Source organism: Kitasatospora sp. NPDC101108, assembly GCF_055584725.1.
The window spans coordinates 312,689-336,919 of sequence record NZ_JBVJLM010000006.1; the positions used below are offsets into that span (position 1 = coordinate 312,689).

23 protein-coding genes and 2 pseudogenes are annotated in these 24,231 nt (G+C 73.8%); 13 read left to right on the forward strand and 12 right to left on the reverse strand.

Features of this window, described 5'->3' with window-relative positions; translation table 11 throughout:
- Positions 1 to 20 precede the first annotated feature (20 nt).
- The 5 genes from ACZ6Z8_RS16715 to ACZ6Z8_RS16735 all read right to left on the reverse strand — a co-directional run bounded on the left by ACZ6Z8_RS16715 (position 21) and on the right by ACZ6Z8_RS16735 (position 3,910).
- Positions 21 to 1,001: a sirohydrochlorin chelatase family protein gene (locus ACZ6Z8_RS16715; RefSeq protein ID WP_465610341.1), complete on the reverse strand. Its 981-nt coding sequence runs from the start codon at positions 999 to 1,001 to the stop codon at positions 21 to 23.
- Positions 1,002 to 1,004: 3 nt separating this feature from the next.
- A complete protein-coding gene (locus ACZ6Z8_RS16720) occupies positions 1,005 to 1,310 on the reverse strand; it encodes an urease subunit gamma (protein ID WP_465610343.1) in 306 nt (101 codons plus the stop codon).
- A gap of 100 nt (positions 1,311 to 1,410) precedes the next feature.
- Complete coding sequence (locus tag ACZ6Z8_RS16725; RefSeq protein ID WP_465610345.1) at positions 1,411 to 1,743, reverse strand: urea transporter; 333 nt, start codon at positions 1,741 to 1,743, stop codon at positions 1,411 to 1,413.
- Between the two features lie 501 nt (positions 1,744 to 2,244).
- Positions 2,245 to 3,036 (reverse strand): dienelactone hydrolase family protein, encoded by a 792-nt coding sequence (locus tag ACZ6Z8_RS16730; RefSeq protein WP_465610347.1) that lies wholly within the window; start codon positions 3,034 to 3,036, stop codon positions 2,245 to 2,247.
- 115 nt (positions 3,037 to 3,151) lie between these two features.
- Positions 3,152 to 3,910: an alpha/beta fold hydrolase gene (locus ACZ6Z8_RS16735; RefSeq protein WP_465610349.1), complete on the reverse strand. Its 759-nt coding sequence runs from the start codon at positions 3,908 to 3,910 to the stop codon at positions 3,152 to 3,154.
- Between the two features lie 94 nt (positions 3,911 to 4,004).
- On the opposite strand from ACZ6Z8_RS16735, the gene ACZ6Z8_RS16740 reads away from it, so the two are divergent.
- From ACZ6Z8_RS16740 to ACZ6Z8_RS16750, 3 genes are all read left to right on the forward strand, one after another.
- On the forward strand, positions 4,005 to 4,577 hold the full coding sequence (locus ACZ6Z8_RS16740; protein ID WP_465610351.1) for a GNAT family N-acetyltransferase: 573 nt from the start codon (positions 4,005 to 4,007) through the stop codon (positions 4,575 to 4,577).
- Between the two features lie 120 nt (positions 4,578 to 4,697).
- Complete coding sequence (locus ACZ6Z8_RS16745) at positions 4,698 to 5,231, forward strand: SigE family RNA polymerase sigma factor (RefSeq protein ID WP_465610353.1); 534 nt, start codon at positions 4,698 to 4,700, stop codon at positions 5,229 to 5,231.
- Positions 5,228 to 6,160, forward strand: a complete 933-nt coding sequence (locus tag ACZ6Z8_RS16750; protein ID WP_465610355.1) for a hypothetical protein — start codon at positions 5,228 to 5,230, stop codon at positions 6,158 to 6,160. The genes ACZ6Z8_RS16745 and ACZ6Z8_RS16750 overlap by 4 nt, the downstream gene beginning before the upstream one ends.
- 180 nt (positions 6,161 to 6,340) lie before the next feature.
- Here ACZ6Z8_RS16750 and ACZ6Z8_RS16755 read toward each other — a convergent pair whose 3' ends face one another.
- On the reverse strand, positions 6,341 to 7,597 hold the full coding sequence (locus ACZ6Z8_RS16755; RefSeq protein ID WP_465610357.1) for a glycosyltransferase: 1,257 nt from the start codon (positions 7,595 to 7,597) through the stop codon (positions 6,341 to 6,343).
- Positions 7,598 to 7,731: 134 nt separating this feature from the next.
- Positions 7,732 to 8,543 (reverse strand): annotated as a pseudogene (locus ACZ6Z8_RS16760) (nucleotidyltransferase domain-containing protein).
- A 264-nt stretch (positions 8,544 to 8,807) separates the two neighbouring features.
- Between ACZ6Z8_RS16760 and ACZ6Z8_RS16765 the strand changes: the two are divergent.
- Positions 8,808 to 9,275: a hypothetical protein gene (locus ACZ6Z8_RS16765; protein WP_465610359.1), complete on the forward strand. Its 468-nt coding sequence runs from the start codon at positions 8,808 to 8,810 to the stop codon at positions 9,273 to 9,275.
- On the opposite strand, the pseudogene ACZ6Z8_RS16770 reads toward ACZ6Z8_RS16765, so the two are convergent.
- A pseudogene (locus ACZ6Z8_RS16770) lies at positions 9,256 to 9,534 on the reverse strand (IS5/IS1182 family transposase); the annotation flags it as partial. The gene ACZ6Z8_RS16765 and the pseudogene ACZ6Z8_RS16770 overlap by 20 nt on opposite strands.
- Before the next feature lie 16 nt (positions 9,535 to 9,550).
- Positions 9,551 to 10,516 carry a LysR family transcriptional regulator gene (locus ACZ6Z8_RS16775; protein WP_465610361.1) on the reverse strand — a complete coding sequence of 322 codons (966 nt, stop codon included), beginning with the start codon at positions 10,514 to 10,516 and terminating at the stop codon, positions 9,551 to 9,553.
- 99 nt (positions 10,517 to 10,615) lie between these two features.
- Here ACZ6Z8_RS16775 and ACZ6Z8_RS16780 point away from each other — a divergent pair, with 99 nt between their 5' ends.
- The 4 genes from ACZ6Z8_RS16780 to ACZ6Z8_RS16795 all read left to right on the forward strand — a co-directional run bounded on the left by ACZ6Z8_RS16780 (position 10,616) and on the right by ACZ6Z8_RS16795 (position 14,295).
- Positions 10,616 to 11,506 carry an NAD-dependent epimerase/dehydratase family protein gene (locus tag ACZ6Z8_RS16780; RefSeq protein WP_465610363.1) on the forward strand — a complete coding sequence of 297 codons (891 nt, stop codon included), beginning with the start codon at positions 10,616 to 10,618 and terminating at the stop codon, positions 11,504 to 11,506.
- Positions 11,503 to 12,402: an aldo/keto reductase gene (locus ACZ6Z8_RS16785; RefSeq protein WP_465610364.1), complete on the forward strand. Its 900-nt coding sequence runs from the start codon at positions 11,503 to 11,505 to the stop codon at positions 12,400 to 12,402. Before ACZ6Z8_RS16780 ends, ACZ6Z8_RS16785 begins: the two co-directional genes overlap by 4 nt.
- Positions 12,403 to 12,557: 155 nt before the next feature.
- Positions 12,558 to 13,112, forward strand: a complete 555-nt coding sequence (locus ACZ6Z8_RS16790) for a hypothetical protein (RefSeq protein WP_465610366.1) — start codon at positions 12,558 to 12,560, stop codon at positions 13,110 to 13,112.
- A 208-nt stretch (positions 13,113 to 13,320) separates the two neighbouring features.
- A complete protein-coding gene (locus tag ACZ6Z8_RS16795) occupies positions 13,321 to 14,295 on the forward strand; it encodes an SDR family NAD(P)-dependent oxidoreductase (protein ID WP_465610368.1) in 975 nt (324 codons plus the stop codon).
- 423 nt (positions 14,296 to 14,718) lie between these two features.
- On the opposite strand, the gene ACZ6Z8_RS16800 is transcribed toward ACZ6Z8_RS16795, so the two are convergent.
- Entirely contained in the window at positions 14,719 to 15,348 is a 630-nt protein-coding gene (locus tag ACZ6Z8_RS16800; RefSeq protein ID WP_465610370.1) for a hypothetical protein, read from the reverse strand.
- 264 nt (positions 15,349 to 15,612) lie between these two features.
- On the opposite strand from ACZ6Z8_RS16800, the gene ACZ6Z8_RS16805 reads away from it, so the two are divergent.
- A complete protein-coding gene (locus ACZ6Z8_RS16805) occupies positions 15,613 to 16,302 on the forward strand; it encodes an alpha/beta fold hydrolase (protein ID WP_465610372.1) in 690 nt (229 codons plus the stop codon).
- A 152-nt stretch (positions 16,303 to 16,454) separates the two neighbouring features.
- Positions 16,455 to 16,838 (forward strand): VOC family protein, encoded by a 384-nt coding sequence (locus ACZ6Z8_RS16810; protein WP_465610374.1) that lies wholly within the window; start codon positions 16,455 to 16,457, stop codon positions 16,836 to 16,838.
- 411 nt (positions 16,839 to 17,249) lie between these two features.
- Here the strand turns inward: ACZ6Z8_RS16810 and ACZ6Z8_RS16815 are convergent, their stop codons facing one another.
- Both ACZ6Z8_RS16815 and ACZ6Z8_RS16820 read right to left on the reverse strand, forming a co-directional pair.
- Positions 17,250 to 17,735 (reverse strand): YbaK/EbsC family protein, encoded by a 486-nt coding sequence (locus ACZ6Z8_RS16815; RefSeq protein WP_465610376.1) that lies wholly within the window; start codon positions 17,733 to 17,735, stop codon positions 17,250 to 17,252.
- Between the two features lie 7 nt (positions 17,736 to 17,742).
- Positions 17,743 to 19,515, reverse strand: coding sequence for a 2-isopropylmalate synthase (locus ACZ6Z8_RS16820; protein ID WP_465610378.1), 1,773 nt, complete (start codon positions 19,513 to 19,515; stop codon positions 17,743 to 17,745).
- A gap of 168 nt (positions 19,516 to 19,683) precedes the next feature.
- Between ACZ6Z8_RS16820 and ACZ6Z8_RS16825 the strand changes: the two genes are divergently transcribed.
- The 3 genes from ACZ6Z8_RS16825 (at position 19,684) to ACZ6Z8_RS16835 (ending at position 24,135) form a co-directional block, all read left to right on the forward strand.
- The gene (locus ACZ6Z8_RS16825; RefSeq protein ID WP_465610554.1) at positions 19,684 to 20,370 is read left to right on the forward strand and encodes a FadR/GntR family transcriptional regulator; all 687 of its coding nucleotides are present in this window, start codon (positions 19,684 to 19,686) and stop codon (positions 20,368 to 20,370) included.
- A gap of 430 nt (positions 20,371 to 20,800) precedes the next feature.
- A complete protein-coding gene (locus ACZ6Z8_RS16830; protein WP_465610380.1) occupies positions 20,801 to 23,692 on the forward strand; it encodes a sensor histidine kinase in 2,892 nt (963 codons plus the stop codon).
- A complete protein-coding gene (locus ACZ6Z8_RS16835) occupies positions 23,689 to 24,135 on the forward strand; it encodes a roadblock/LC7 domain-containing protein (protein WP_402815655.1) in 447 nt (148 codons plus the stop codon). The genes ACZ6Z8_RS16830 and ACZ6Z8_RS16835 overlap by 4 nt, the downstream gene beginning before the upstream one ends.
- The last annotated feature ends 96 nt before the right edge of the window (positions 24,136 to 24,231 follow it).

The window sequence follows — 24,231 nt, forward strand, 5'->3', positions numbered from 1 at the left end:
CGGGCTTCCTCTCTGCCGGTTCAGTGGGGGGTGTGTGCGGGGGTGCTTGCGGGGGTGGGGGTGGGGGTGTGGAGGTGGTTGCTGCTGTGGGGGTGGCCGTGGTGGTGGCCGTGGTGGTGGCCGTGGTGGTCCTCGCCCGGGCCGTGGCTGTGGGCGTAGCCGTGGCCGTGCTCGGCGTCGAGGCCGGCCAGGATGCCGTCCTCGCCGTGGCCGAGCAGGTGCAGCGCCGCCGCCGTGCGGGCCGCGACCACGCCGGCGATCGCGGACGGCCGCAGCAGCGGGCCGCCGTCCCGTACGCCGCCGTCCCGTACGCCGCGGCCTCGGAGACCGCTGTCTCGGAGACCGCCGTCTCGAAGGGCTTCCGGCAGGGCCGGACCGAAGGAGGCCGGGACGGCCGTGATCCGGTCCGCGCCGAGCAGGCGGCAGCGTTCGACGCCCTCGGCCGGGCCGGGGTCGCCGCCCGCGAAGGCCACCTCGACCAGGCGGTGCCGCCCGTACTGGCGGACCAGGCGGGCGATCCGGAACAGTTCGGCGTCCTCGAACGGGCCGGCCGCCGGGGCGGTGACGAGGACGGCCTCGCCGCTGCCGGCCGGGGCCGTGGTGGCGGAGGTCGTGGCGGCTGAGGTCCCGGCGGCGGAGCCCGCGGCGGCGCGCAGCCAGCCGATCAGGTGCTCGGCCGCACCGAAGGGCGCGGTGAGCGCCAGCCGTCCGCGGGCCTCACCGGCGGCGAGCCAGCGCAGGGCGCGGGCGGTGTCGGCGACCAGCTTCGGGTCCCGTCCGAGGGTCATCGGTACGACGCAGACCGGCGCGTCCTCCCACGCCGCCAGGGCCGAGCGGACGGCTTCGGCGAGCGGCCGTCCGGCGGGTGCCGCGGCGTGGACGACCGGGCCGTGCCCGGCGGGCCCGCCGTGGAGCGGGGTGACCAGGGCCGCCAGGTCGCGGCCGCCGTCGCTCTCGTGCCCGCCGGCCAGGACGACGACCGCAGGCTGAGGTGCGGTCATCGCTCAGGCACCGACCGGGTCGTGGCAGGAGACCAGCTTGGTGCCGTCCAGGAACGCGGCCTCGACCTGGAGCAGCGGCAGCATCTCGCGCACGCCGGGCATGACGTCCGCGCTGCTGACGACCTGCTTGCCGATCTCCATGCACTCGGCGACGGTGCGGCCGTCCCGGGCGCCCTCCATGATGGCCTCGCTGATCAGCGCGCAGGCCTCGCTGTAGTTGAGCTTGACGCCGCGGTCGCGGCGTTTGCGGGCCAGATCGGCCACGACGTAGATGTAGAGCTTGTCCATCTCACGCGGGGAGAGATTCACGGGAACCACTCCTCCTTTCCGAGAAACCGACGTCATGTGAGTCCGATGAAATGAAGCACAGTTGGGCGTGTGGCAATACCGGGGTCGGGCGCCTGCGGGATCAGATCCGGCGCAGCCGGGGAATCGCCGGTACCGCCGCCAGGAACAGCATGGTGGTCAGGACGAACGGCCACGTGAAGGCGTGGCCGCCGAACGGCTCGGTGATCGCGCCGACCGCCGGGGTCAGCACGGTCGCGGCGGCCGCACCGAGCACGGCGTATGCCGCGCTCCAGCCGTCGGGGGCGAGGAACATCCCGCACGAGGCCAACGCCACCAGCACGCCGCTGTAGCCGAGCAGACCCTGCCCGACGGACTCGCCCGGCGCGAAGAGCCCGCACCCGGCGGACGGCATGAAATCGAACTCGGCGACTCCGCGCAGGACTTCGACGGCCAACTCGACGGATATCGGACGAGCGGCCGCGGAAGCCCCTTCCGGGGCCCCTTCCCCACCCATTTGTTGACCCATACGGCCCATACGGCGCACCAATTCCCCGGTACGGCCGAGTGGGCTCGGGAGATTGCTCGGGAGCCCGTTCGGCGATTCGTGGGGAACCGTACTCCTGCGGATTCGTGAGCGGGATGGGAACATGGCGTTACGTCAAATCGACCGAGCGTGACGACATGGGCCCTGATCTGCAACATTCTGTTGAAACTTCGGTGTGGCGAAGTGGTTGACGAGGGCAATTCTTTGCGAAGTTTTACTCGCCGTGGACAATCGCCGGAATACGACCATGCCAAGCAATCCCCGACAAATTCTGGCCATCCCGGCAATACGGACGCGTGAAGCTGCGGGAAAGCTGTGAGGATGCTGCGAGGCGCGGGGTCCATGTGATGGAAACGTGACCACTTCGGGTGCGGTCGCATCCGAATGCGGCGGTGGCCTCCGCGCGGACGGTCAGGCCGCCTCCGGGCCTGCGTGGGGAATCGGTCCGGCCGGGGCCTCGGGGATTCCCCGTCCGAGGTGCCCGAGCAGGAAGCGTTCCGCGGCGGCCGACTCGAACTCGGGCACCCCCAGGTGGCCCCCGGGATTGGCGTGCAGCGTCTTCTCCCGCGAACCCAGGGCGCCGTACAGCGCCAACGACGCCTCCCGCGGCTGGAGCTCGTCGTCCCACTGCAGGACGAACTGCACCGGCACGGCCACCCGTCCCGCCGGCTCCATCAGCGAGGTGTGGCCCGCCAGCCCGAACACGGCGGCGCCGATGCGGGGTTCGGCCGCTGCGAGCGGGACGCCGATCACCGTACCGAGCGACAACCCCCAGTACCCGACCGGCCCGAGGCCCCCACCCGTCCCGTCCGGACCCTCCAGCGTGTCCAGCACCGCCCGCCACTCGGGCACGGCCCGCTCCGCGAGCGCCGCCGTGTACCGCGCCACCCACGCGCTGACCGGCCGCCCGGCCGCCAGCAACTCCCCGATCTCGGTGACGAACCGCTCGTCCTGCGCGGTGCGCTCCCGCTCGCCGTGCCCGGGCGCGTCGAGCGCCACCGCCGCCCACCCGTACCGCGCCACGCACCCCCGGGCCCGGTCCCGCTGCCCCAGCTTGTGCTGCCCGCCGCCGTGCCCCAGCAGCACCAACGGCCGTCCGCCGGGCGCCGATCCGGCGGGGTGCCAGAGCACGCCGGGCACGCCGTCATGGACGAAGAGGCGTTCCGTGACGCCGTCCGCGCTGGTCTCCGAAGTGAAGTGCACCCACCCATCATGCGCCCGACACACGTTCGAGTCCGGCCTTTTCCCGGCCTGGCCGAGGTGCCCGGCATCGGCCACTACGGCCGTCGGGAGGTCGGGCAGGGCGGCCTGCTGGTGCTCAGACCCGCGGCGACGGCGCCCGCAGGAAGTCCGTGAGGAGTGCGGTGACTTCGGCGGGGCGTTCCAGGCTGGGGAGGTGGCCGGCCCAGGGGAGTTCGAGGTGGCGGGCGTTCGGGAGGATGGCGGGGAGTTCGGCGGCGATGTGGCGGAAGTCCGGGAGGTCGTGGGCGCCGGCGATCGCGAGGGTGGGGGCGGTGACTCGGGTGAGGTCGACCTCCTCCTTCTCCGGGCCGCCAGTGGCCTCCAGCTGTACGTCGAAGTTGTGGCGCTGCATCCGCCGGACGAACTCGCGGGTCTCTTCGTCGGCCTCCGGGCCCAGCCAGGTGCGGAGGTTGAGTTCGACGGCGGCCTCGATGTCACCCGCCTCCAGCAGTTCGTCCTCCTGGGCGCCGAAGGCGAGCATGGCCTCGGAGGATTCGTGGCCCGGTCGGCCGGCGCCGAGCAGGGCGAGTGCGGTGACCGCGTGGGGGCGCAGGGCCGCTGCGGTGAGGGCGATCCGGCCGCCGTACGAGGCGCCGATCACGGCCGTCGTCTCGATGCCCAGGTGGTCGAGGAGGGCGAGCACGTCGGCCGCGGCGCCGTAGGGCCCGTCGGGGAGCGGGGTGTCGCCGAAGCCGCGGAAGTCGCAGCGGACGACGCGGTGGCCGGCGTCGAGGAGTGCCTGCCACTGCGGGTCCCACATCCGCCGGTCGCACACCGAGGAGTGCAGCAGGAGAACAGCCGGTCCGGTACCTGAGTCGTCATGAGAGAGGATCATTCGGCGCATGGTAGCCAGCGGGGCCGGTCGGGCGCGAGGCAGTTCCGGCGGAATCCGATGGCGTGGCCGACGGCGGCGCGCCAAGAATGTCCGGATGCGCGAACTTGAGCTGTCCGACGGAGTGATCACGCTGTCCCCACTGCGGCCGGAGGACGCGGCGGCCCATCTGGCCGGCGAGGACGAGGCGTTGGTGCGGTGGCTGAGTGGCGGTCCCAGCACTCCGGAGGGCGTCGCGGCGTACTTCCGGCACTGTCGCGAGCAGTGGGAGACGGCCGGTGCGCTGCGCGCGTTCGGGATCAGGGCGGACGGGGGGAACGAGCGGAACGAGGGGAACCACGCGGGTGACGGGAGCGGAGGCGGCGGGAACGGCGTGCTGGCGGGGACGGTCGACCTCCGCTTCGAGCACAGCGACCTCGCCCCCGGCCAGGTGAACGTCGCCTACGGCCTCTACCCCTCCTGGCGTGGCCGGGGACTGGCCACCCGGGCCGTCCTGCTGGCCTCCGGGTACGCGGCGCGGGCCGGTGCCCGGGAGGCGGTGATCCGGGTGGAGCCGGAGAACGCCGCGTCGGCAGCGGTGGCCCGTCGGGCGGGGTTCCGGCCTGCCGGGCAGGTGCGGGACGGGCACGGGACGCTGCACGACTGGTACCTCCGCGGTCTGGACCTCTGAAGCCGGAAGCAGGCGGGGAGCAGACCGGAAGCAGGCGGCAAGCAGGGCGGAGTATGGCCGGGTAAGGCCGAGTAAGCGCTTCCGGCGCCTCCCGGGCTCTGGGTGGGTGAGGAGGTGCTCATGGGAGAAGCGAAGAGCGCTCGGGACGAGGGGTTCCAGCCGTTCATCGTCGCCGCCTGGCCCCGGCTGGTGCGGACGGCGTTCCTGCTGGCCGGGGAACAGTACGCGGCCGAGGACCTGGTGCAGTCGGCCGCGGAGAAGGCCTGCGCGGCCTGGTCGAAGGTGCGCCGGGCGGACGATCCGTACGCCTATGTGCGGCGGATCCTGGTGAACCAGCACGCCCGCCGCTGGCGCCGTCGGCCGCCGGAGCTGCTGGTGGACGCGGTGCCGGACGCGGCGGGTTCGGAGGACGGCTTCGCCCGCTCGGATCAGCGCGGTGCGCTGCTGGCCGCGCTCGCCACCCTGCCGCCGCGTCAGCGGGAGGCGGTGGTGCTGCGGTACTGGGAGGACCTGAGCGACAGCCAGACGGCGACGGCGATGGGGTGTTCGGTGGGCGCGGTGCGCAGCCACGCGGCGAAGGGCATCGGGCGGCTGCGGCAGGTGTCCGCGCTGGTGGAGCTGAAGGACAGGACCGGGATCGGAGGGGCGGTATGAGCACGAACGCGGACGAGGGCGCCGACCTGTGGGTCGGGCTGGGCCTGGCCGAGGCGGCGTCGGCGGCGAGGATCGGCCCGCCGCCGGTGGCGGAGATCCTGGCGGGCGGGCGGCGGATCCGGCGCCGCCGCCGAACGGTGGTCGGCGCGCTGGCGCTGGCCTCGGTGGTGGTGCTGGCGGGCGGAGCGGTCACCGAGCTGCGGCCGGGGCCGGCCGCCTCCCACCCGCTGGTCCCGGCCGGCGCCGGTCACGGCTCAGGCACCGGCGGCCCACCGACGACCGCGGCGAACCAGGCGACTCCGGCGACCCCGGCGGCGACGACCGCCGCCCCGCCCGTACGGGATCCGTTCACCCCGGTGCGGGCGGTGGTCGGCGAGGGCACCACGCCCGACGGCAAGCAGTGGAAGCTGTGGCGGGCGGTGTGGCCGACGGCCCCGAGGGAGCGGGCGTACGAACAGGCGCTGGCGCTGTGGCAGGAGCGCAGCCCGTACGACTCGGCGGTCGACAAGCCGACGAAGGAGTTCGTCGACCACTACTACGATCCCGACGCCGACGTCACCAACACCTACTTCACGGTGGACGGGGTCCGCCTGAGCCACGACGCCGCGGGCACCTGCCCGGCACCGGGCAAGCTGGACCCCCGCGACGGCACGTACATCGCAGGCGGCCTGCTGGGCGCCCGGGGAAAGGGGGACACGGTGGCCCCGGGTGAGATCGTCGGGCTGACCCTGGGCCCCGACATCGCCCGGGTGAAGGTGACCTGGACGGACGGTACGGTCACCGAGCCGCCGCTGGTCACGGTCGGCGACTCGCCGCTGCGCGAGGCCGTGGTCGCCCGGCCGGCGGGCAAGACGGCCAGGCTCTGGGAGTACTTCGACAGGGACGGCCGTACCGTCCCCGACTCCGGGGAGCAGTTCCTGACCCGCTGACCACGACCCACCCCGCCCTGCGGCGCGTGGCGGGGCCGGAGGAGTGGGAAGTCGGTGGCGCCGACTTCCCACTCCCGCCGCTCCCGGTCGCGGAGCACGCCCACGCGCTGGGTGACGGTGCGTTTGCGGTTGACCCTGCGCACCTGTTGGATCTGCGCCGCATCCGTTCTCCGGCCTCGGTCAGGCCATGGACGCGGCGCCGGCGCGTGCGGGGTGCGGCAGGCCCGCGCGTCGGCCCAGCAGCAGCTTCGCCGCCAGTTCGGCGCCGTCGGTGCGGATCTCGCCCGCGACGGTCGCCGCCCGCGCGGCGACGTCCGGCGCCAGGGCCCGCCCGAGGGCCGCGGTCAGCGACTCGACCGTCGGGACGGCCCCCTCGTGGGCGGCTCCGATGCCCAACTCGGCGACGCGCTCGGCCCAGTACGGCTGGTCCACCATCTGCGGCACCACGACCTGCGGGGTGCCGGCCAGCGCGGCCGCGGTGACGGTGCCCGCGCCGCCGTGGTGGACGACGGCGGCGACCCGCGGGAACAGGGCCTGCTGGTTGACCTCGCCGACGGCGAAGCAGTCGTCCGTGGCGTCGGCCGGAGCCAGCTCCGCCCAGCCCCGGGCGAGCACGACCCGCCGCCCCTGCGCCCGGGCCGCCTCGACGACAACGCGGGCGGCGTCCGGGGCGCCGTGCAGCGGCATGCTGCCGAAGCCCACGTAGACCGGGGGCTCGCCCGCCTCCAGGAACGCCGACAGCTCGGCGGGCAGCGGGCTACCGTCCGCCAGCAGCCAGGCACCGGTCTGCACGACCTCGCGGTCCGCGGGCTGCGGCCAGGGGCCGAGCACCTGGTCGGTGGCCAGCCAGGGACGGTCGGTGAAGACGTGGTCGCGCACGTTGTCCACGGCCGGCAGGCCGACCGACGCCCGGTGGGCGTTGACCTGCTCCCCGAACAGCGCGTTCATGGTCCGGACGTTGTCCTCCCACAGCTCCCGGTTGCCGGTCAGCCCGGGCCGGTACGGCTGGTTCGGGTACTCGAACGGCCGGTGGTGCGGGGAGGGCAGCATGGTCGGCTGGAGGGCGACGTACACGAAGCGGGCGCCCACCACCTCGGCCGCCGCCTGGGCACCGGCCACGGCCGGGAACAAGCCGGTGGCCACCACCGCGCCGCCCGGTTCGGCGACCGAGGCGACCGCCTCGTGGAACTTCGCGGCCAGCGCGGCCACCCGCCGGGGGAAGTCCCCCGGCGCCGGCGGCCTTCCCCCGACCAGCCCCCGCACCGGGTCCCCGACCGGCACCATCTCGACGCCGGCGGCGGCCAGCCGCTGCGCGAACTCCTCGTCCGGCGGCGCGCACACCCGCACCTGCGCGCCGAGCTCCCGCAGCTTCACCGCGAGCCCCGCCAGCGGCTGGACGTCACCGCGCGACCCGTACGTGGACAGCACCACTCGCATGTCGTCATCCCTCCCGTTCCACCCAAGGCCCGCCTTGGAGTGGACGATTGTGCGGGACGACCGGGGCCTTGCGGCAAGGGCCCCCTTGCGCTGTAGGTTGAGACCGGCGGGAAGAGCGTGTCGCCATCCGCTCGTCATCCGCGGAGGCCGGCCATCACCTCTCCGACCAGCACCCGCGCCCGGTCCACCGTCGCGGCCAGCGCCTCCGGAGACTCCCCTGCCGCGCCCAGCAGTTGACCCACCCTGGACTCGAAGTCCACCGGCACACCCGGCAGTTGGGCAGCAACCGCCAGCGCGCCCTTCTCGTTGAGACACCAGCGCCGGTCCCGCGCGTACAGCGCCTGCACCAGCACGCCCACCGCCCGGGAGAGGCAGAGCGCGACGTACAGACTGTCGCCCCGGGCCGCGCCCTTCGCCGCGCCGCCGACCAGGAACTCCGCCTCCCACGCCGCACCCATCAGAGCCTCGCGCAGCGGCTCGGGATACCGGGCGGTCTGCGCCTGGAGGGCCGCCAACTCCCCTGTGGCATCGGCGAGTACGCGACCGAGCGCGACCTCGCCGGGGTAGCAGGGCGACCAGAAGCCCAGCGGGTGACCGGCCTGCACCCCGACCTCGTACCGGCCGGCCCGGCAGTCCGCCCACACCCGCTCGACCCGGTCGAGGTCCCGCAGGATCCAGTCCACGGCGACCCCGTCGACGCGCAGCCACGCCCCGCCGTTCACCCACGGCCCCCAGCAGCCCGGACCGGCCACCTCCACGCCCGGCCCGGCCAGCGCCCGCAGCGCGGCGAGGTCGGGCTCGCCGCGGAGTAGAGGCCGAGGTCCCAGTCGGACTCCGGCCGGTGCTCCCCGCGCGCCCGGCTTCCGCCGAGCATCACGCCCACCACCCCCGGCACGTCCACGAGTCGGGCCGCCATGGTCTCGATGTGTTCGTCGATCGCCTGCATGACGGGAAGTCTGGCGGCCGGGCGGGCGCCGAGCCAGTGGATTCGGGCTCCACGGCGGGTCGGAGCGGTCGGAGCCGTCGGAGCCGTCGGAGCGGTCGGAGCCGTCGGAGCGGTGGGAGTGGTTGGAGCGGCTGGAGCAGGAAGTCGACCGGTCCGACTCGACGAAGACCTGACCGACGGTTTCAAAATGATCTGGCAGCTGCAGTCGAGGAAGATCATGATGTGAGAGCACGCTGGTCCTCGCAAGCGAACGGAGCCGCATCGATGGCAGGGTCCCCCGGGGCATTTCAGTCGATCACGTTCGCGGCCTGGCGTGACCGTCCTCCTGGGCAGGACCGCGCCTCCAATCCGTACTACGTCACGCTGGCGGAACTCCTCGTGCGCCTCGGGAGCTTTGGGCTCGGTCTCACTTGGAAGGTGTGGATCGACGATGCTCAACCGGTCACCAGGTTCGCCGAGATCGAGAAGGCTTCCTCCGGTGCCGGGATCGGCACCCTGGAGCTACTGGCCCTGGTCGCGCCGGATGTTCAGTTTGTCGACGGGGACTTCGCGGGGTACGCAGGGGACGAGCTGAGGGTGGTGCTGCGGGAGTTCGACAGCACGAGTTGGGACCTCTGCACCGCGGATGCCTCGGTACTCCGGGAGATCCGCCAGCACTACCCGGACGCGGTGCCGACTCCTGAGGATGTTCTCCAGGAGATCCCCTGGCCGATCACCCGGCGGGAGACGTGATCCAACTGAGCAGCTTCAGCCGGCAGATGGGGGAGCGTCCGAGGCTGAGGAGCGCCTCGTGGATGTCGGCGCGGACCTCCCAGCGGATCCGCAGGCGGCGGAGGCGGTGCAGGAGCGCGAACGCGCGCTCGACCACCCACCGATGGACGCCCAGGCCGGAACCATGCTCGGTGCAGCGGCGCGCGATCAGTGGCCGAATGACGAGGTCACGCACCGGACGCCTGTACTTGTCGTGGTCGTGACCGCGGTCCGCGAGGACCTGGGGGTGGACTTCATCAACGACCGGTCGGGTCAGGGTGGTTCGAGCCCGGAGCAGCCTCCTCGCACCCTGCTGCTCCCCCGGCCAGCCGGGATGCCAGGTCTTCCGCCAGCCGCGCGACCCGTCCGCGGCGGCGGCGGGCGAGGGCCAGCCCGAGGTGGCGGCGGGGGCTGGGTTCGGCCAGTGGGAGGGCGACCAGTTCCGGGTGCCTGGCCAGGCCGATCTCGGGGATCAGCGCGATGCCGATCCCGGCGCGGACCAGGGACTGGGCGAACTCGTAGTCCGTCGCCGTGCACGAGATCCGCAGCTCGACGCCGGCCAGGTCGGCGTAGCGGGCGAGCTGGCCGGCGGACTTGCGGCAGCCCAGGATCCAGCGCTGGTCGGCGAGTTCGGCCAGGTGCGGCGCCTCGGGGCGGGCCCGGTAGCGGGCGGCGGCGGGGTGGTGGCGCGGAAGCACCACGCGCAGCGGATCCTCGCCGAGCCGGGTCCAGTCCAGCCCGGAGCGGTCACCGGGCCGGGCGGGCGGCGGGCCTTCGAGGTGGTAGGCGAGGGCGAGGTCGGCGCGTCCCTCCCGGACGGCGGGCAGGCTGTCCTCCGGTTCCGCCTCCAGGATGGTCAGTTCCACCTCCGGGTGGTCGGCGGCGAAGCCGGCGAGCGCTGCGGGCAGCAGTCGTCGTCCGCCGCTGGCGAAGGTGGCGACGGTCAGGGTGGTCCGCTCGGCGGTGAGCCGGGCGATGCGCTGCTGGGTGTCGGTGAGTTCGGCGGCGATGGCGTCGGCGGCCTCGACCAGCAGCCGGCCCGCGTCGGTGAGCGTGACGCCACGGGTGGAGCGCTCCACCACGGGCGCACCGAGGCCGCGTTCGAGTGCGGCGACCTGCTGGGAGACGGCCGAGGGAGTGCAGTGCAGCGCCAGGGCCGCCTGGTTGAAGCTGCCGCGGCGGGAGACTTCCCGTAGTACCGCCAGTCGCTGGACGTCGATCAACAGTTCTCCTAATGATGAGCCGCCGATCTCGACACTACTGCTGGCGACCGGCCCACGGCAGGCTGTCCCCATCGGAAGCGACGGGAAGGGATCGAGGGCGTGGACGTGTGTGTGATCGGCGGGAGCCGTTACTTCGGCAGGCGGGTGGTCGAGGAACTCCGCGACGCGGGTGCGGCGGTGACCGTCGTCAACCGCGGCTCGACCCCCGCCCCGCACGGGGTGACCCACCTGCGGGCCGACCGGGACGACGAGGCCGCGCTGCGCGCCGCGCTCGCCGACCGGCACTTCGACGCCGTCGTCGACCAGGTCTGCTACACGCCCGTCCAGGCGGCCGTCGCCGCCCGGGTGTTCGCCGACCGCACCCCGCGCTACGTGCTCACCTCCTCCGTCGAGGTCTACGCCCACCTCGGCCGGCCCGGCGGCCCGCCGCTCACCGAATCGGCGCTCGACCTGCCGGCCGAGCCGGTGGATCTGCAACTCCCCTGGAGTGACACCCAGTTCGTCGCCGACCACTACGCCGAGGGCAAGCGCCAGGCGGAGGCACTGCTCACCCGGCAGGCAGCCTTCGACCTCGTCACCGTCCGCACGGCGCACGTCCTCGGCGGCGCCGACTTCACCGGGCGGCTGGCCCACTACGTGGACCGGATCGGACGCGGCCTGCCGGTGGCCGTCCACGCCGCACCGCAGCGCGCGTCCTTCGTCCACGCGGCGGAGATCGCCCGCTTCCTGGCCTGGACCGCCGGGGCCGACTTCACCGGACCGGTCAACGCGGCCTCGCAAGGATCCCTGGACGCACGGGAGTTGTGTGCAGCGGTGGGCCTGGCGACCGGCACCGAGCCCCGGCTGACCACAGGAGGGGGCGAGCCTCCCTCCCCGTTCTCCTTCGACCGCTGCTACGCGATGGACACCGGGCGGTCGGCCCGCCTGGGCTTCCGCTTCTCCGCCGTCACCGACTGGCTGCCCCAGGCCGTCAAGGAGGTCCACGCATGACCGCCACCGCCCGGGCGACCGCCCTCACCCGCACCATCGGCGAGTTCACCGTCAGTGCCATCGGCCTCGGTGCGATGCCGCTGTCCGTCGAGGGCCGCCCCGACGAGGAGCAGGCGGTCGCCACCGTCCACGCCGCCCTGGACGCGGGCGTGACGCTGATCGACACGGCCGACTCCTACCACTGGCACGCGGACGAGGTCGGCCACAACGAGCACCTGATCGCCCGCGCCCTGGCGGCTCACGGGCGTGGCGCGGGCGGCGTCCTGGTGGCGACCAAGGGCGGCCGGGGCCGTCCCGGCGACGGCAGCTGGACGGTCGACGGCGACCCGCGTCACCTGCGCCGGGCCGCCCAGGCCTCGGCCGCCCGGCTCGGCGTCGAGGCGATCGACCTCTACCAGTTGCACAAGCCGGACCCGGCCGTCCCGTTCGCCGAGTCCGTCGGCGCGCTGCAGGAGCTGGCCGAGGCGGGCACCATCCGGATGGTCGGCCTCTCCAACGTGGACTGCGAGCAGATCCGGACCGCACGGGAGATCCTCGGTCCGCGTCTCGTCTCCGTGCAGAACCGTTTCTCCCCTGCGTACACCGCCACCCGCGACACCCTCGACCTGTGCACCGGGCTCGGCCTCGCCTTCCTCCCCTGGAGCCCGCTCGGCGGCATCTCGCTGAGCGCCGTGGACGACCCGGGCAGCGGCGCACCCGCGACGGACACCCCGTTCCACGCCCTGGCCCGCACCCGGGGCGTCAGCCCGCAGCAGGTCTGCCTCGCCTGGCACCTGGCGCAGTCCCCGGCCGTCCTGCCGATCCCCGGCGCCCGTCGGCCCGCCTCCATCCGCGACTCGGCGGCGGCGGCCGGGCTGGCGCTGTCGGCGGAGGAACTGGCGGGACTGCGGTTGTAGTTACTACGCCCGCAGTAACTACAACAGCAGTAACTACAGCTGTCGTAACTACACCTGTCGTAACTACAGGCGAGGCGCAGTAACCACAGCCACCGTGAACGCCCGGCCGGAAATCAGATGGTGCTCCAACGACCTGGGCGGTAGTACTGACGCCCATGTCGCACAACCTCGCGTTTCCCCTGCTCCGCACCCCCGATCTCGATGCGGTCTTCTCGCTCACCGACCGGCTCCTCGCGCTGGGTGAGGTGGCCGCCCACGGTGGCACCGAGCTCCGGGCCAAGGTGTCGAGCCGGGGACACCTCCGGCAGTTGCTGGCAGCGGTTCCCGAGGCGAAGGTCCACGAGCAGATCAGGAAGGACGCGGAAACCCCGGGCGACGCCCCCCTCCCGTACGCGGACCTCTACACCGTCGACCTCGAACTCCCCACCCGGCAGCACGCGCGGAGGGCCGTGACCTCGGCGCTGCGCGTCCACGACCGGATGCAGGTCCACTGGGGCGATCTGGAGTGGCCGGGGTGCCCGGAGCTCGGACTCCCGTGGACCCGCAGGCATGCGCACCTCCAGGTGAACACCCACCACGAGGCCGACGACCTCGACAACCCGTGGACGCCGGACCACGTCGTCTACCTCCACTCCTACGAGGAGGAACACGCGGCCTGGCTCGCCGCCCGGGCGGGCGCGCAGATCATCGGCGAACCGTACTGGTTCTGAGCGCGCCGTCCTGAGCGGGCCCTCCTCAGCGCGCCGTGCTCAGCGCGCCGTCCTGAGCGCGCCCTCCGGCCCTGTCGGCGGGATGCCGGCCTCCTGGCAGGGCTGGCAGTGATCTGTGAGCGGCGTGCAGGCGGCTGCCGGAATCGTCGGTTCCGAGCCGCCCACGGGCAGCCGCAGCCGTCCTGACCAGCAAGGGAGTCCCGCCGCCATGTCGTCCGCATCCCCCACCCCGCCCTGGAACGTCCGACGGCTGCCGCGCGCCGACGGCAGCATCTTCCTGGTCACCGGCGGCAACGCCGGGATCGGGTACTTCGTCGCGGAGCAGCTGGCGGCGACCGGGGCGACCGTCGTGCTCGGCAGTCGGAACCCCGCGAAGGCCGAGAACGCCATGGCCTCGATCCGGGCCCGCGTCCCCGGTGCGCGGCTGCGCGCCGTACGGCTGGACGTCGCCGACCTCTCCTCGCTGCGGACGGTTCCGGACGCACTGGGGGTGGACCGCCTGGACGCCGTGGTCCACAACGCGGGCGTGGCGCTCGACGACCCGCCGCGTCAGGAGACCGGGGACGGTCACGAGCTGATGTTCGGCACGAACCATCTCGGGCACTTCGCCCTGACCCACTGGCTGATGCCACTGCTGTCCGCCGCCCCGGCGGCCCGCGTCGTCACCATGGGCAGCTTCGCGGCGAAGTCCGAGCGCCTCGACCTGGACGACCTCCAGTCCCGGAAGGACTACCGGCCCAAGCGCACCTACGGACGCTCCAAGCTCGCCCAGATGCACTTCGGCCTCGAACTCGACCGCCGACTCCGCGCGGCCGGCAGCACCGCCGGCAACACCGCCGCCAGCACGGTGGCGAGCGTGGTGGTCCACCCCGGCGGCGCGCTGGACTCCCTGACCCCCTCCCGCCCGCCGGTCCATGTGCGGACCACCACCGCACGCCTGGGCGCCGCACCCGCAGGCCTCCTCCTCCAGGGCAAGCACGCCGGCGCCTGGCCCGCCGTCCGGGCGGTGCTGGACCCGGCCGTACGCGGCGGCCAGCTGTGGGGGCCGCGTGCCTTCGGCCTGCGCGGCGAGCCCCACCTCGAACCGGTGTGGGCCAACCTCACCGACCCCACCGTCGCGGCCCGCCTGTGGGACGCCAGCCGCGACCTGACCGGCACCGACCCGGGCACCCTCCTCGGGTAGCGCCCCGAGGCGGCGCGCCTCAGGCCGAGGACGCCGAGGAGGAGTGGGAAGTCGGCCGGGCCGACTTCCCACTCCTCGCGCCACTCCCGCGCCCGTAGTCAGGTGTCACCCGCCGCAGACCGGCCGCGTTCCCTGTGCGTCCGGCGGACCGTGCCGTCCCAGCCACGCCAGGTACCCGGCACCGGCCACACCGACCGCGTCGTACAGCAGCACAGGACGCCGTGAACAGCGCCGAGGCGCCGCGGCCGAGGGTGACGGCGGAACGCAGCACCGGAGCGGTGTCCGGTCCCGGCATGACGGTCAGCATGCCCGCCACGACGCCGAACGAGCCGAGGGCGGAGGCGATGGCGGAGGCGATGGCGGAGGCGATGGTCATGCGGCCGTCCTGAGCAACTGCCGCCATCACGTCCAACGAATCCTGCTTCAGCCCGCATCGGCAGGACGGACGGCGCGCCGTCGGGTTGGCCGCAGCACCGCCGCCGCGGAGTCGGCGGCGCGGCGGCGACGACGGTAGTAGTGCACGGTGAGCAGGCCGAGCAGCGGCCCCCAGAGGGCGAGCGGCCAGTACGCGCCGTAGAAGACCACGGCCTGCCAGCCCTGGGCGCCCGCCCGTGGGTTGACCTCGCCCGTCACCGTGCGTCCGAGGCTGATCATGGTCATCGAGTAGGGCCAGAGCAGGGTGTTGACGGTCGCGCCGAGGCCGGCCGGGATGACCGCGGCGAGGATCGGAACCGGTCGGCCGCCCAGCCGGGGGACCCACCGGGGCCACACCTCGCCCCACTCGCTGACCAGGCCGACCGCCAGGAACGCCAGGGCCTCGCTGACCAGGCTCAGCGCGATGACGTACCACCACTCGGCGCCGAACCAGTCCGGCGGTGGCCGGCCGTCGGCCGGGGCCTCCATCAGCGGTAACCGCAGGTCGACGCTCAGGATCCGCCAGAGGCCGGCGGGTAGCACGGTCAGAGAGGTCGCGTACGCGGCCCACACCGCCCAGCGGGGTACACCCGCCGCAGTGCGGCCGTGCAGCCTTGCCGGGGTGGCGCGAGCGGTCATGGGGGGTCCTCCCGGTCCGGGGTCCGATCGGTGCGGTGCCTTGCCGATTCGAAGATCGCAGTCCGGCCGGGGTTCCACCTCCGCCCTGCGAACGGACCGGCTCCCCCGCCCGGGGGAGGTCACGGCTCCGGGTCGGCCCCGGCGAACGACCCGCGCCGCAGCGAGCCGGCGAAGGACGCGCCGACGAACCGGGAGGACCGGCGGCTGTCACCGCGGCCGAGTAGGTTGCGAGCGGCGAGTTCCGGACGACGGAGGTGGTGCACGGTGGCGACGTACGTACTGATCCACGGCGCGGCGGCCGACGCGTGGTACTGGGGGCCACTGGCCGCCGAGTTGCGCGACCGGGGGCACGAGGTGGTGGCGCCGGACCTGCCCTGCGACGACGAGTCGGCCGGGCTCGCGGAGTACGCGGACACGGTGGTCGAGGCGGTCGGCGGCCGCTCCCAACTCGTTGTCGTCGCCCACTCGTTCGGTGGATTCACCGGGCCGCTGGTGTGCGACCGGGTGCCGGTCGACCTGCTGGTGATGCTCCAGGCACAGGTTCCGGCACCGGGCGAGTCGCCGGCCCGGTGGTGGGACAACACCGGATACGGGCCGGCGCGCCAGGAGGCCGACCGGCGCCGGGGCGTCCCCGAAGGCACCGAGGAGGACCCGGTCTCCTTCTACCTCCACGACACCCCGGCCGCCCTCGCCGCCGAACTGCTCGCCGACCACCAGCGGGAACAGGCCGCCACGCCGTTCGACCGGCCGTGGCCACTGACCGGCTGGCCCAAGGTACCGACCAGGGCCCTGCTGTCCGCCGACGACCGGTTCTTCCCGGTGGAGTTCATGCGGCGGGTGGTGGCCGAGCGCCTCGGCTTCCGGCCCGACGAGATGCCCGGCGACCACATGCCGATGCTCGGCCACCCGAGGGAACTGGCCGAGCGGTTGGAGGCGTACCGCACCGCCCTGTAGTCGCGACTGGGGCGACGGGCGACGGGCGACAGCGAGCGTCCCCGAGGTGCTCGTCGAGTCCGGTGTCGTCGCTCGGACGGCGGCAACCGGCAGGTCGGCGGCGTCCGGAAAGGCGGTGGCGTCCGGAGCGGAAATCGGGAAGGCTCGGGCTCATGGTCTCGGTATTGCAGAACGTGGCGATCGACTGCGCGGACGCCTATGAACTGGCCCTCTTCTGGAGCCGGGTGACCGGCCGTCCGCTGGACCCGGAGGACGGGCCGGGGGACCGGGAGGTCGCGGTGTCGCTGACGGACGGGCCGGTCCTGTACTTCAACCAGGTGCCGGAACCGAAGACGGTCAAGAACCGGGTCCACCTGTGCCTGCGGCCGCAGACCTCGCGTGAGGAGGAGGTTGATCGACTGCTGGGGCTCGGGGCGACGATGGTCAGCGATCTGCGGAACCCCGACGGCTCGGGGTGGGCGGTGCTCGCCGATCCGGAGGGCAACGAGTTCTGCGTGCTGCGCAGCGAGTCCGACCGGGCTGCGGTGTCTTCGTAGCGAGGATGTCGGCCACCGTGTCGGCCTCGTCCGAGCTGCCGCTCAGGCCGATCTGGGGCCACTCCGACTGCACATGGCCTTCGAGGGAGTACCCGAAGAGGTCCTGGGACGAGCGGCAGCCCACAGCCATGACAACGGGCTGCGGGCTACGGGCTACGGGCCGGGATGCGTTTCATGACGGTTCCTCACTGGTGGGACTGGCGCGGGAGAGGGGTGGGGAGGCACGGGCGCGGGAGGGTTGCCCGTCCGCCGCACCGGCCGCCGAGGGGAGACGCCAGGAGAGCCGGACGGCGTCCCTCTGGCGTTCCCGGCGTCCCTGGGACGGTGACCTCGCCCCAGGGACGTCCCGAACCCGCAACGACCCCGAACCGCAGTCCTGAACCGCAGCCCCGAAGCACGACGCGGAGCGGCTCAGTCCGTCGGCACCACGGCACTCTGCGCGCCGCCGGTGACCCGCAGCAGTTCCTCGTACGTCATCGGCACCACGGTGTGCGGGTGCCCGGCCGCCGCCCACAGCACCTCGTACTGCCGCAGCGCGGTGTCGACGACCGTGCGCAGCGGCGTCGGGTGGCCGGTGGGGGCGACGCCGCCGATGGCCTGGCCGGTGGCCTCGCGGACCTGGGCGGCGGAGGCCCGGGTGATCTCGCCCACGCCCAACTGCCCGGCCAGGAAGGCGGTGTCGACCCGGTGGGCGCCGCTGGTCATCACCAGCAGCGGCTCGCCGTCGCAGCTGAAGACCAGGCTGTTGGCGATCGCGCCGACCTCGCAGCCGAGGGCGGCGGCGGCCTCGGCCGCGGTCCTGGCGGAGTCGGGGAGGACGACGATCTCACCGGCGACGCCGGCCGCCGCCAGCGCCTCGGCGACCGCGAGGCTGCGCACGGGAAGGGATGGACTCATCGCCCCATCATGCCCTTCCCGGCCCGGAGGTGACCCGCCCGGAGGTGGCCCGCCCGGAGGAGCCAGCGCGCCCGGCCCCGGCCCGCCCTGAGGAGCCGGCCCGCCCGGCGGCGCTCAGCACCGCCCGTACGCCCGCCGTGAGCACCGAGGCGTCCCGCCCGACGCCCCGGACCACCTCACCGTCGATCCGGCCCTCCACGTACGCGACCGCGTCGGAGCTGCCGCCGACCTTGTGCTCGCTGAACGAGAGGATCTCCACCCCCACCGCCGCCGCCACCGCGTCCACCGGCCCGGCGCCGGTGCCCCGGCGGCCGTCCACCTCGGCCCAGTCGTCGCCGACCCGCCACTCCCGCCCGGTCCCCGGGTCCAGGTACTCGGCCCGGAACAGCCGGTACAGCTCCTCGCCGGTGACCTCCAGCCCGCTGTCGTCCGTCGCCTCCTGCACCACCCGGGCGAACTCGATCTGCAGCCGCCGGGGCAGTTCGAGCCCGGCGCCGGTCTGCAGCAGGTAGGCGATCCCGCCCTTGCCGGACTGGCTGTTGACCCGGATCACCGCCTCGTAGTCGCGCCCGAGGTCGGCCGGGTCGATCGGCAGGTACGGCACCGACCAGGGCGCCTCCCGTTCGGGCAGGCCGAGTTCGGCGGCGGTCCTGGCGTGCTGGGCGAAGCCCTTCTTGATGGCGTCCTGGTGGGTGCCGGAGAAGGCGGTGTGCACCAGGTCGCCGACGTACGGGTGCCGTTCGTGCACCGGCAGCCGGTTGCAGTGTTCGACGGTGCGCCGGATCCCGTCGATGTCGGAGAGGTCGAGCATCGGGTCGACGCCCTGGGTGTGGAGGTTGAGCGCCAGGGTCACCAGGTCGACGTTGCCGGTGCGCTCGCCGTTGCCGAACAGGCAGCCCTCGACCCGCTGGGCGCCGGCCAGCACCGCGAGTTCGGCGCAGGCGACGCCGGTGCCGCGGTCGTTGTGGGGGTGGACGGAGAGGATCACCGCGTCCCGCCGGTCCAGGTGCCGGTCGACGTACTCGATCTGGTCGGCGTACACGTTGGGGGTGGCGGTCTCGACGGTGGCCGGCAGGTTGTGGATCACCGGCCGGTCGGGGGAGGCGTCCCACAGCTCGGTGAGGCCGTTGCAGACCTCCAGCACGTAGTCCGGCTCGGTCAGGTTGAACACCTCGGGCGAGAACTGGAAGCGCAGGCCGTCCCGCCCCTCCGCCAGCCGGGCCATCCGCTCGGCCGCCGCCGTGATCAGCGCCCGCAGTTCGTCCCGGTCCTTGCCCAGGACGACGTCCCGCCACAGCGGCGCGGTGGCGGTGTAGAGGTGGACGACGACGTTCGGCAGGCCCTCGACGGCCTCGAAGGTGCGGTCGATGAGGTCGGCCCGGGCGGCGGTGAAGACGACGGCGGTGACGTCCTCCGGCACCGCCCCGGGCTGCTCGGCGAGCCGGCGGACGAAGTCGAAGTCGGTGCGGCTGGCGGAGGGGTAGCCGACCTCGATCTCCTTGAAGCCCATGGCCAGGAACAGGTCGAACATCCGCTGCTTGCGCGCCGGGTCCATCGGTTCGGCGAGCGCCTGGTTGCCGTCCCGCAGGTCGACGGGCACCCACAGCGGGGCCCGCTCGATCCGGCGGCCGGGCCAGCGGCGCAGCAGCGCGGGGACGTGCACCCGCTCGTGGGCGGGGCGGTAGCGGTGGGAGGGCATGGCGCCGCCGCGCTGGGGGTTCCAGGCGGGGGCGTCGGCCGGGACGGGGTCGGCGGGGGCGTGCAGGGTCGGGAATCGCATCGGGATGTCCTCAACTCGGGTCCGGAGACCGGCAGGACGGCGCCCCGCAGCGGGGTGCCGGTCCGGTCACGCCCCGCTGCGGCCACCAAGAAGGAGAGCGCTCCACGGCTGCATGCCGGGTAGAGTAACCACGACAGAAGTACTCAGACAACCTGACAGGTGACGACGATGCCCCCGCTCCGCCCCTCCCCCCTCGCCGAACAGGCCGCCACCCTGATCGAGGACCGGATCCGGTCCGGGGAGTGGCCGGTCGGCGGCAAGCTGCCCGGCGAGGTGGCGCTCGCCAAGGAGCTGGGCGTCGGACGCTCGACCGTCCGGGAGGCGCTGCGCACGCTCGCCGCGGCCGGGATGGTGCACAGCCGCCAGGGCTCCGGGGTGTTCGTGACGGCCGACCGCCCGGCCGCCGGGGACTGGACCACCCGGCTGCGCGCCGCCGAGCTGGCGCACGTCTACGAGGTGCGCACGATGGTCGAGGTGCAGGCGGCCCGGCTGGCGGCCGAGCGCCGTACGGCGGCGGACCTCGCCGCCGTGGACGCCGCGCTGGCCGCGCGCCTGGCGGCGGGCGGGGCGGACGACACCGCCTTCGTGGACGCCGACATCGCGCTGCACACGGCGGTGGTGGCCGCCGCCCACAACCCCGTGCTGGACGACCTGTTCGCCCAGTTCGCCCCGGTCCTGCGGGAGCACCTGGTCGCCCTGGTGGGCCTGTTCGGCCTGCGCGAGGGCGATCCGAACCAGGGCTACGCCTCGCACGCCGAGCTCGTCCGGGCGCTGCACGACGGCGATCCGGCGGCGGCCGGGCGGGTGCTGGCGGCGGAGTTGGAGTCGACCCGGTCGCGGCTGCTCAGCCCCTGAGCGCCCCGGCCGGGGCGACTGGACGACGGACCTGATGGAGCGTCACACAGTTTTCACACAGCGGTCATCCGGCAGTCGGGAGCCGGGCCGACACTGTGTCAGGCTGGACAACACCCGGCCGCTTCGGACACAAACCGTCAACGCGCGAGTGACATTGTGTCCGATTCGTGGACAAGTACGGCCGAGGCGGCGAACGGGCTTTCACTCCAATCACACGGTATGACTAATATCGCTTCGTCAAAAGCCCGTGCCCGGACGGCCCGCCCTTCACCGGCCGGCCGCCAGCCCCAAGGAGTCTGCTCTGCGCGCGCGTGCGAATCGGCGGCCCCCGACGCCGACGGGCCCCCGCAGGCGTCCACGCCTGTCCCTGCGGTCGGCGCTGCTCGTCCTGGCCGTCGTCCCCAGCCTCGCCCTGGTCGCCCTCTGGGCCGTGACCAGCGGCGAAACCGTCTTCGACTTCCAGCGCCAGGCCGCCCAGGGCATGCTCGCCCAGAAGGCCGGCCAGCCGTCCAACATCGTCTACTACAACCTCCAGGAGGAGCGCCGGCTCAGCGCCGAGGCGCTCGCCCGACCCGGCGCCAACACCGACCAGCTGCGCCACCAACGGCAGTTGACCGACGACGCGGTGCGCCAGTTCCAGGCCCTCTCCGGGGAGAGCACCGAGAACGCCCCCGGCGACGTCCGCAGCGCCGTCGCCGAGGCCCGGCAGGCGATGGGCAGGCTCGCCGAACAGCGCGCCGCCGTCGACAAGGGCTCGGTCGACCAGCAGACCGTCTTCACGTACTACACCGACCTGATCGCCGTCGACCTGCGGCTGTTCACCGCGCTCAGCCACGTGGACGCGGGCGAGGTCACCTGGGTGTCCAAGACCCTGGTCAACTCCTTCTGGGCCAAGGAGATGCTGGCCCGCGAGGACGCCGTACTGGCCCGCGGCTGGGCCGGCGGCCGGCTCAGCACCGCCGACTACCAGCAGGTCCAGCAGCTGATCGGCGCCGAGGACCACCTGTTCACCGTCCAGGTCGTCCCGTACGTCCCGGACGGGGAGGCGGCCGCCTGGCGCGACCTGATGAACGGCCCCGCCTGGCAGGCCAAGGCCGCCGTCGAGCAGCAGCTCACCCGGCCCACCGCCGCCGAGTCCAACGGCACGGTCAGACTGCCGGCCGCCCAGGACCAGTGGCGTCAGGCCGTCGACCAGCTCAATCCCCAGCTGGTCAAGGCGATCGAGACCCGCACCGGCGCCATCGTCGAGGTCGGCAAGGGCACCATCCTCGACCTGCTCACCCGCGTCGTGCTGACCACCGTCATCGGCCTGATCACCGTCGTCGCGGTGGTCATCGCCTCCTGGCGGATCAGCCGCTCGCTGCGCCGCCGGATCAAGGAACTCCGGAGCCAGGCCGAGGAGATGGAGCGCACCCTGCCCGAGGTGGTCGAGCGCCTCGGCTGCGGCGAACAGGTCGACGCCGGGGCCGAGAGCCGGGAGGTCACTGCCGGCGAGCACGGCAACGGCACCGACGAACTCGCCCGCCTCGGCCAGGCCCTCAACCTGGCCCGCTCCGCCGCCCTGGCAGCCGCCGTCCGGCAGGCCGAACAGCACCGCGGCTTCGAACGCCTCCTCCAGCGCATCGCCCGCCGCACCCAGCTGCTGATCGGACGTCAGCTGCGCAAGCTCGACGAGCTGGAACGCAAGCACGAGGACCCGCAGGTCCTGGAGGGCCTGTTCGACCTCGACCACCTCACCGCTCGACTGCGCCGCTACGAGGAGAACCTCGTCATCATGGCCGGCGGCCAGCCGCAGCGGCGCTGGCGCAAGCCCGTACCGCTGCTGGACGTGCTGCGCTCCGCCCAGGGCGAGGTGCAGGACTACCGGCGGATCGTGATCGACGTCGAGGGCCACCCGTGGCTCTCCGAGCGGGCCGTCGGGCCGGTCGCCCACGTGCTCGCCGAACTGATGGAGAACGCCACCACCTTCTCCAAGCCGCCCACCCCGGTCGAGGTCCGGGCCGCCATGGTCGGACGCGGGCTCGCGGTCGAGATCGAGGACCGCGGCCTCGGCATGGACCCGGAACAGTACGACGCGGCCAACGAACTGATGAGCCGCCCGCCGCGCACCGACGTGCTCGCCCGGGCCGACGACATCCGGCTCGGCTTCTACGTGGTCGCCCGGCTCGCCGCGCTCACCGGCCTGAAGATCGAGTTCCGGCCGTCCGCCTTCGGCGGCACCCGGGTCGTCGTGCTCGTGCCGGACGAGCTGGTCATCGACGGCGACGCCGGGCTGCCGGACACCGCGCCCGCCGAGCCGATCCCGCTGGTCCGGCGCTCACGCCGGGCGGTGCGCTCCGCCTCCGACGAGGCCCCGCAGCCGGTGGGGCCGCTCGCGCCGCCGGTCGCGCCGGTGGAGGCGTTCGGGCAGGCCGGGTCCTACGGGGGCACCGGGACCGTTGAAGGCAGCAGGCCGGTCGGGTGCGTCGCCACGGCGTTCCAGGACCCGGCGTACCAGCAGGAGCCGGCGTACCAGCAGGAGCCGCCGTACCGGCAGGACCCGGCGTACCAGCAGGAACAGCCGTACCAGCAGGAGCAGCCGGACCAGGAACAGCCCTACCAGGAGCGGCCGTTCCAGCCCGGCTCCGCCGAGCAGCCGATCCAGCACAGCTCCCCCGCCGACCCGCCGCCGGTGTACTCGGCCACCCCGCCCGGGTACGGCGCGCCCGCCCTCCCGGACACCCCGGCCGTCGCGCCGCACGGCACGGGCGCCGCACCGGCCTCCGTTCCCGACGCCCCCGCGCCGGACGCCCCCACCCCCGCCTACCCGGACATCGCCTACGCCCGGGTCACCGAGGCCGAGGCCCCGTACGCCGACGAGCAGTACCGCCCGGCCGACCACTACCGGCTGGCCGAGCGGCGCCGGGGGCGCGTGTACCCCTCCGCCGTACCGGTGACCCCAGTCGAGGGCGGGCAGCCGCCGCTGCCGCAGCGCGTCCGGCAGGCCAGCCTGGCCGCCGAGCTGCGGGTGCCGCCGCCGGCCCGGTGGGTCGACCCGAGCGCCGGACAACCCGCCGGCGGCCCGCTCCACCAGCCCGCACGGCCCGGCGACGGGCGTCCCGTCCGGCGCTCGGGCGCCACCATCGGCGCCTTCCAGCGCCAGTCCCGCGCCGCCCGGGCCCAGGACAGCGGCGAACACCCGCTGCCCGCCCCCGCCACGCCGCCGGCTCCCCCCGCTCCCCCCGCTCTGCCCGCCGGCCCCCCAGCCTCCGCGTCCGCCCCCTCCCCCTGGGCGCTGCCGGCCGCGGAACCCCGAACCACACGAACGGATGACCAGTCATGAACCGCACGACCGCCACCCACCAGGACCTGGACTGGCTGCTGGACGGACTCGTCGACTCGGTGCCCGGGACCCGCAACGCCGTGCTGCTCTCCGACGACGGCCTCGTGGTCAGCCACTCCCGCAGCATCGAGCGGGCCGACGCCGAGCGCCTCGCCGCCGTGGCCACCGGACAGCAGTCGCTCGCCCGCGGCGTCGGCCAGCTGTTCGACGGCGGGCCAGTGCACCAGGTGATCGTCGAGCTCGCCGAGTGCTGGCTGTTCGTCATCGCCGCCGCCCAGGGCACCCACCTGGCCGTGGTCGCCTCCCAGGAGGTGGACGCCGAGGTGATGTCCGTCGCCATGCACACCCTGGTGCAGCAGGTCGGCCAGAAGCTCACCACCCCGGCCCGCGCCGAGGGCGCCCCGGCGTCCTTCGACGCCTTCGCCTCCCGGAACCGGGGCTGACCGGGGTGGGCCCGTACGGCGGCGGCCCCGCCAGCGGTGAGGGGGACGCCTGGGCGCGCGGCCGGGTGCCGCACTGGAGCGAGCTGGAGGAGCCCG

Coding starts and splice junctions, on each gene's coding strand:
- ACZ6Z8_RS16715 (WP_465610341.1), bottom strand. CDS start 1,001: ATGACCGCACCTCAGCCTGCGGTCGTCGTCCTGGCCGGCGGGCACGAG.
- ACZ6Z8_RS16735 (WP_465610349.1), bottom strand. CDS start 3,910: ATGATCCTCTCTCATGACGACTCAGGTACCGGACCGGCTGTTCTCCTG.
- ACZ6Z8_RS16740 (WP_465610351.1), top strand. CDS start 4,005: ATGCGCGAACTTGAGCTGTCCGACGGAGTGATCACGCTGTCCCCACTG.
- ACZ6Z8_RS16745 (WP_465610353.1), top strand. CDS start 4,698: ATGGGAGAAGCGAAGAGCGCTCGGGACGAGGGGTTCCAGCCGTTCATC.
- ACZ6Z8_RS16750 (WP_465610355.1), top strand. CDS start 5,228: ATGAGCACGAACGCGGACGAGGGCGCCGACCTGTGGGTCGGGCTGGGC.
- ACZ6Z8_RS16755 (WP_465610357.1), bottom strand. CDS start 7,597: ATGCGAGTGGTGCTGTCCACGTACGGGTCGCGCGGTGACGTCCAGCCG.
- ACZ6Z8_RS16765 (WP_465610359.1), top strand. CDS start 8,808: ATGGCAGGGTCCCCCGGGGCATTTCAGTCGATCACGTTCGCGGCCTGG.
- ACZ6Z8_RS16785 (WP_465610364.1), top strand. CDS start 11,503: ATGACCGCCACCGCCCGGGCGACCGCCCTCACCCGCACCATCGGCGAG.
- ACZ6Z8_RS16790 (WP_465610366.1), top strand. CDS start 12,558: ATGTCGCACAACCTCGCGTTTCCCCTGCTCCGCACCCCCGATCTCGAT.
- ACZ6Z8_RS16795 (WP_465610368.1), top strand. CDS start 13,321: ATGTCGTCCGCATCCCCCACCCCGCCCTGGAACGTCCGACGGCTGCCG.
- ACZ6Z8_RS16800 (WP_465610370.1), bottom strand. CDS start 15,348: ATGACCGCTCGCGCCACCCCGGCAAGGCTGCACGGCCGCACTGCGGCG.
- ACZ6Z8_RS16810 (WP_465610374.1), top strand. CDS start 16,455: ATGGTCTCGGTATTGCAGAACGTGGCGATCGACTGCGCGGACGCCTAT.
- ACZ6Z8_RS16815 (WP_465610376.1), bottom strand. CDS start 17,735: ATGAGTCCATCCCTTCCCGTGCGCAGCCTCGCGGTCGCCGAGGCGCTG.
- ACZ6Z8_RS16820 (WP_465610378.1), bottom strand. CDS start 19,515: ATGCGATTCCCGACCCTGCACGCCCCCGCCGACCCCGTCCCGGCCGAC.
- ACZ6Z8_RS16825 (WP_465610554.1), top strand. CDS start 19,684: ATGCCCCCGCTCCGCCCCTCCCCCCTCGCCGAACAGGCCGCCACCCTG.
- ACZ6Z8_RS16835 (WP_402815655.1), top strand. CDS start 23,689: ATGAACCGCACGACCGCCACCCACCAGGACCTGGACTGGCTGCTGGAC.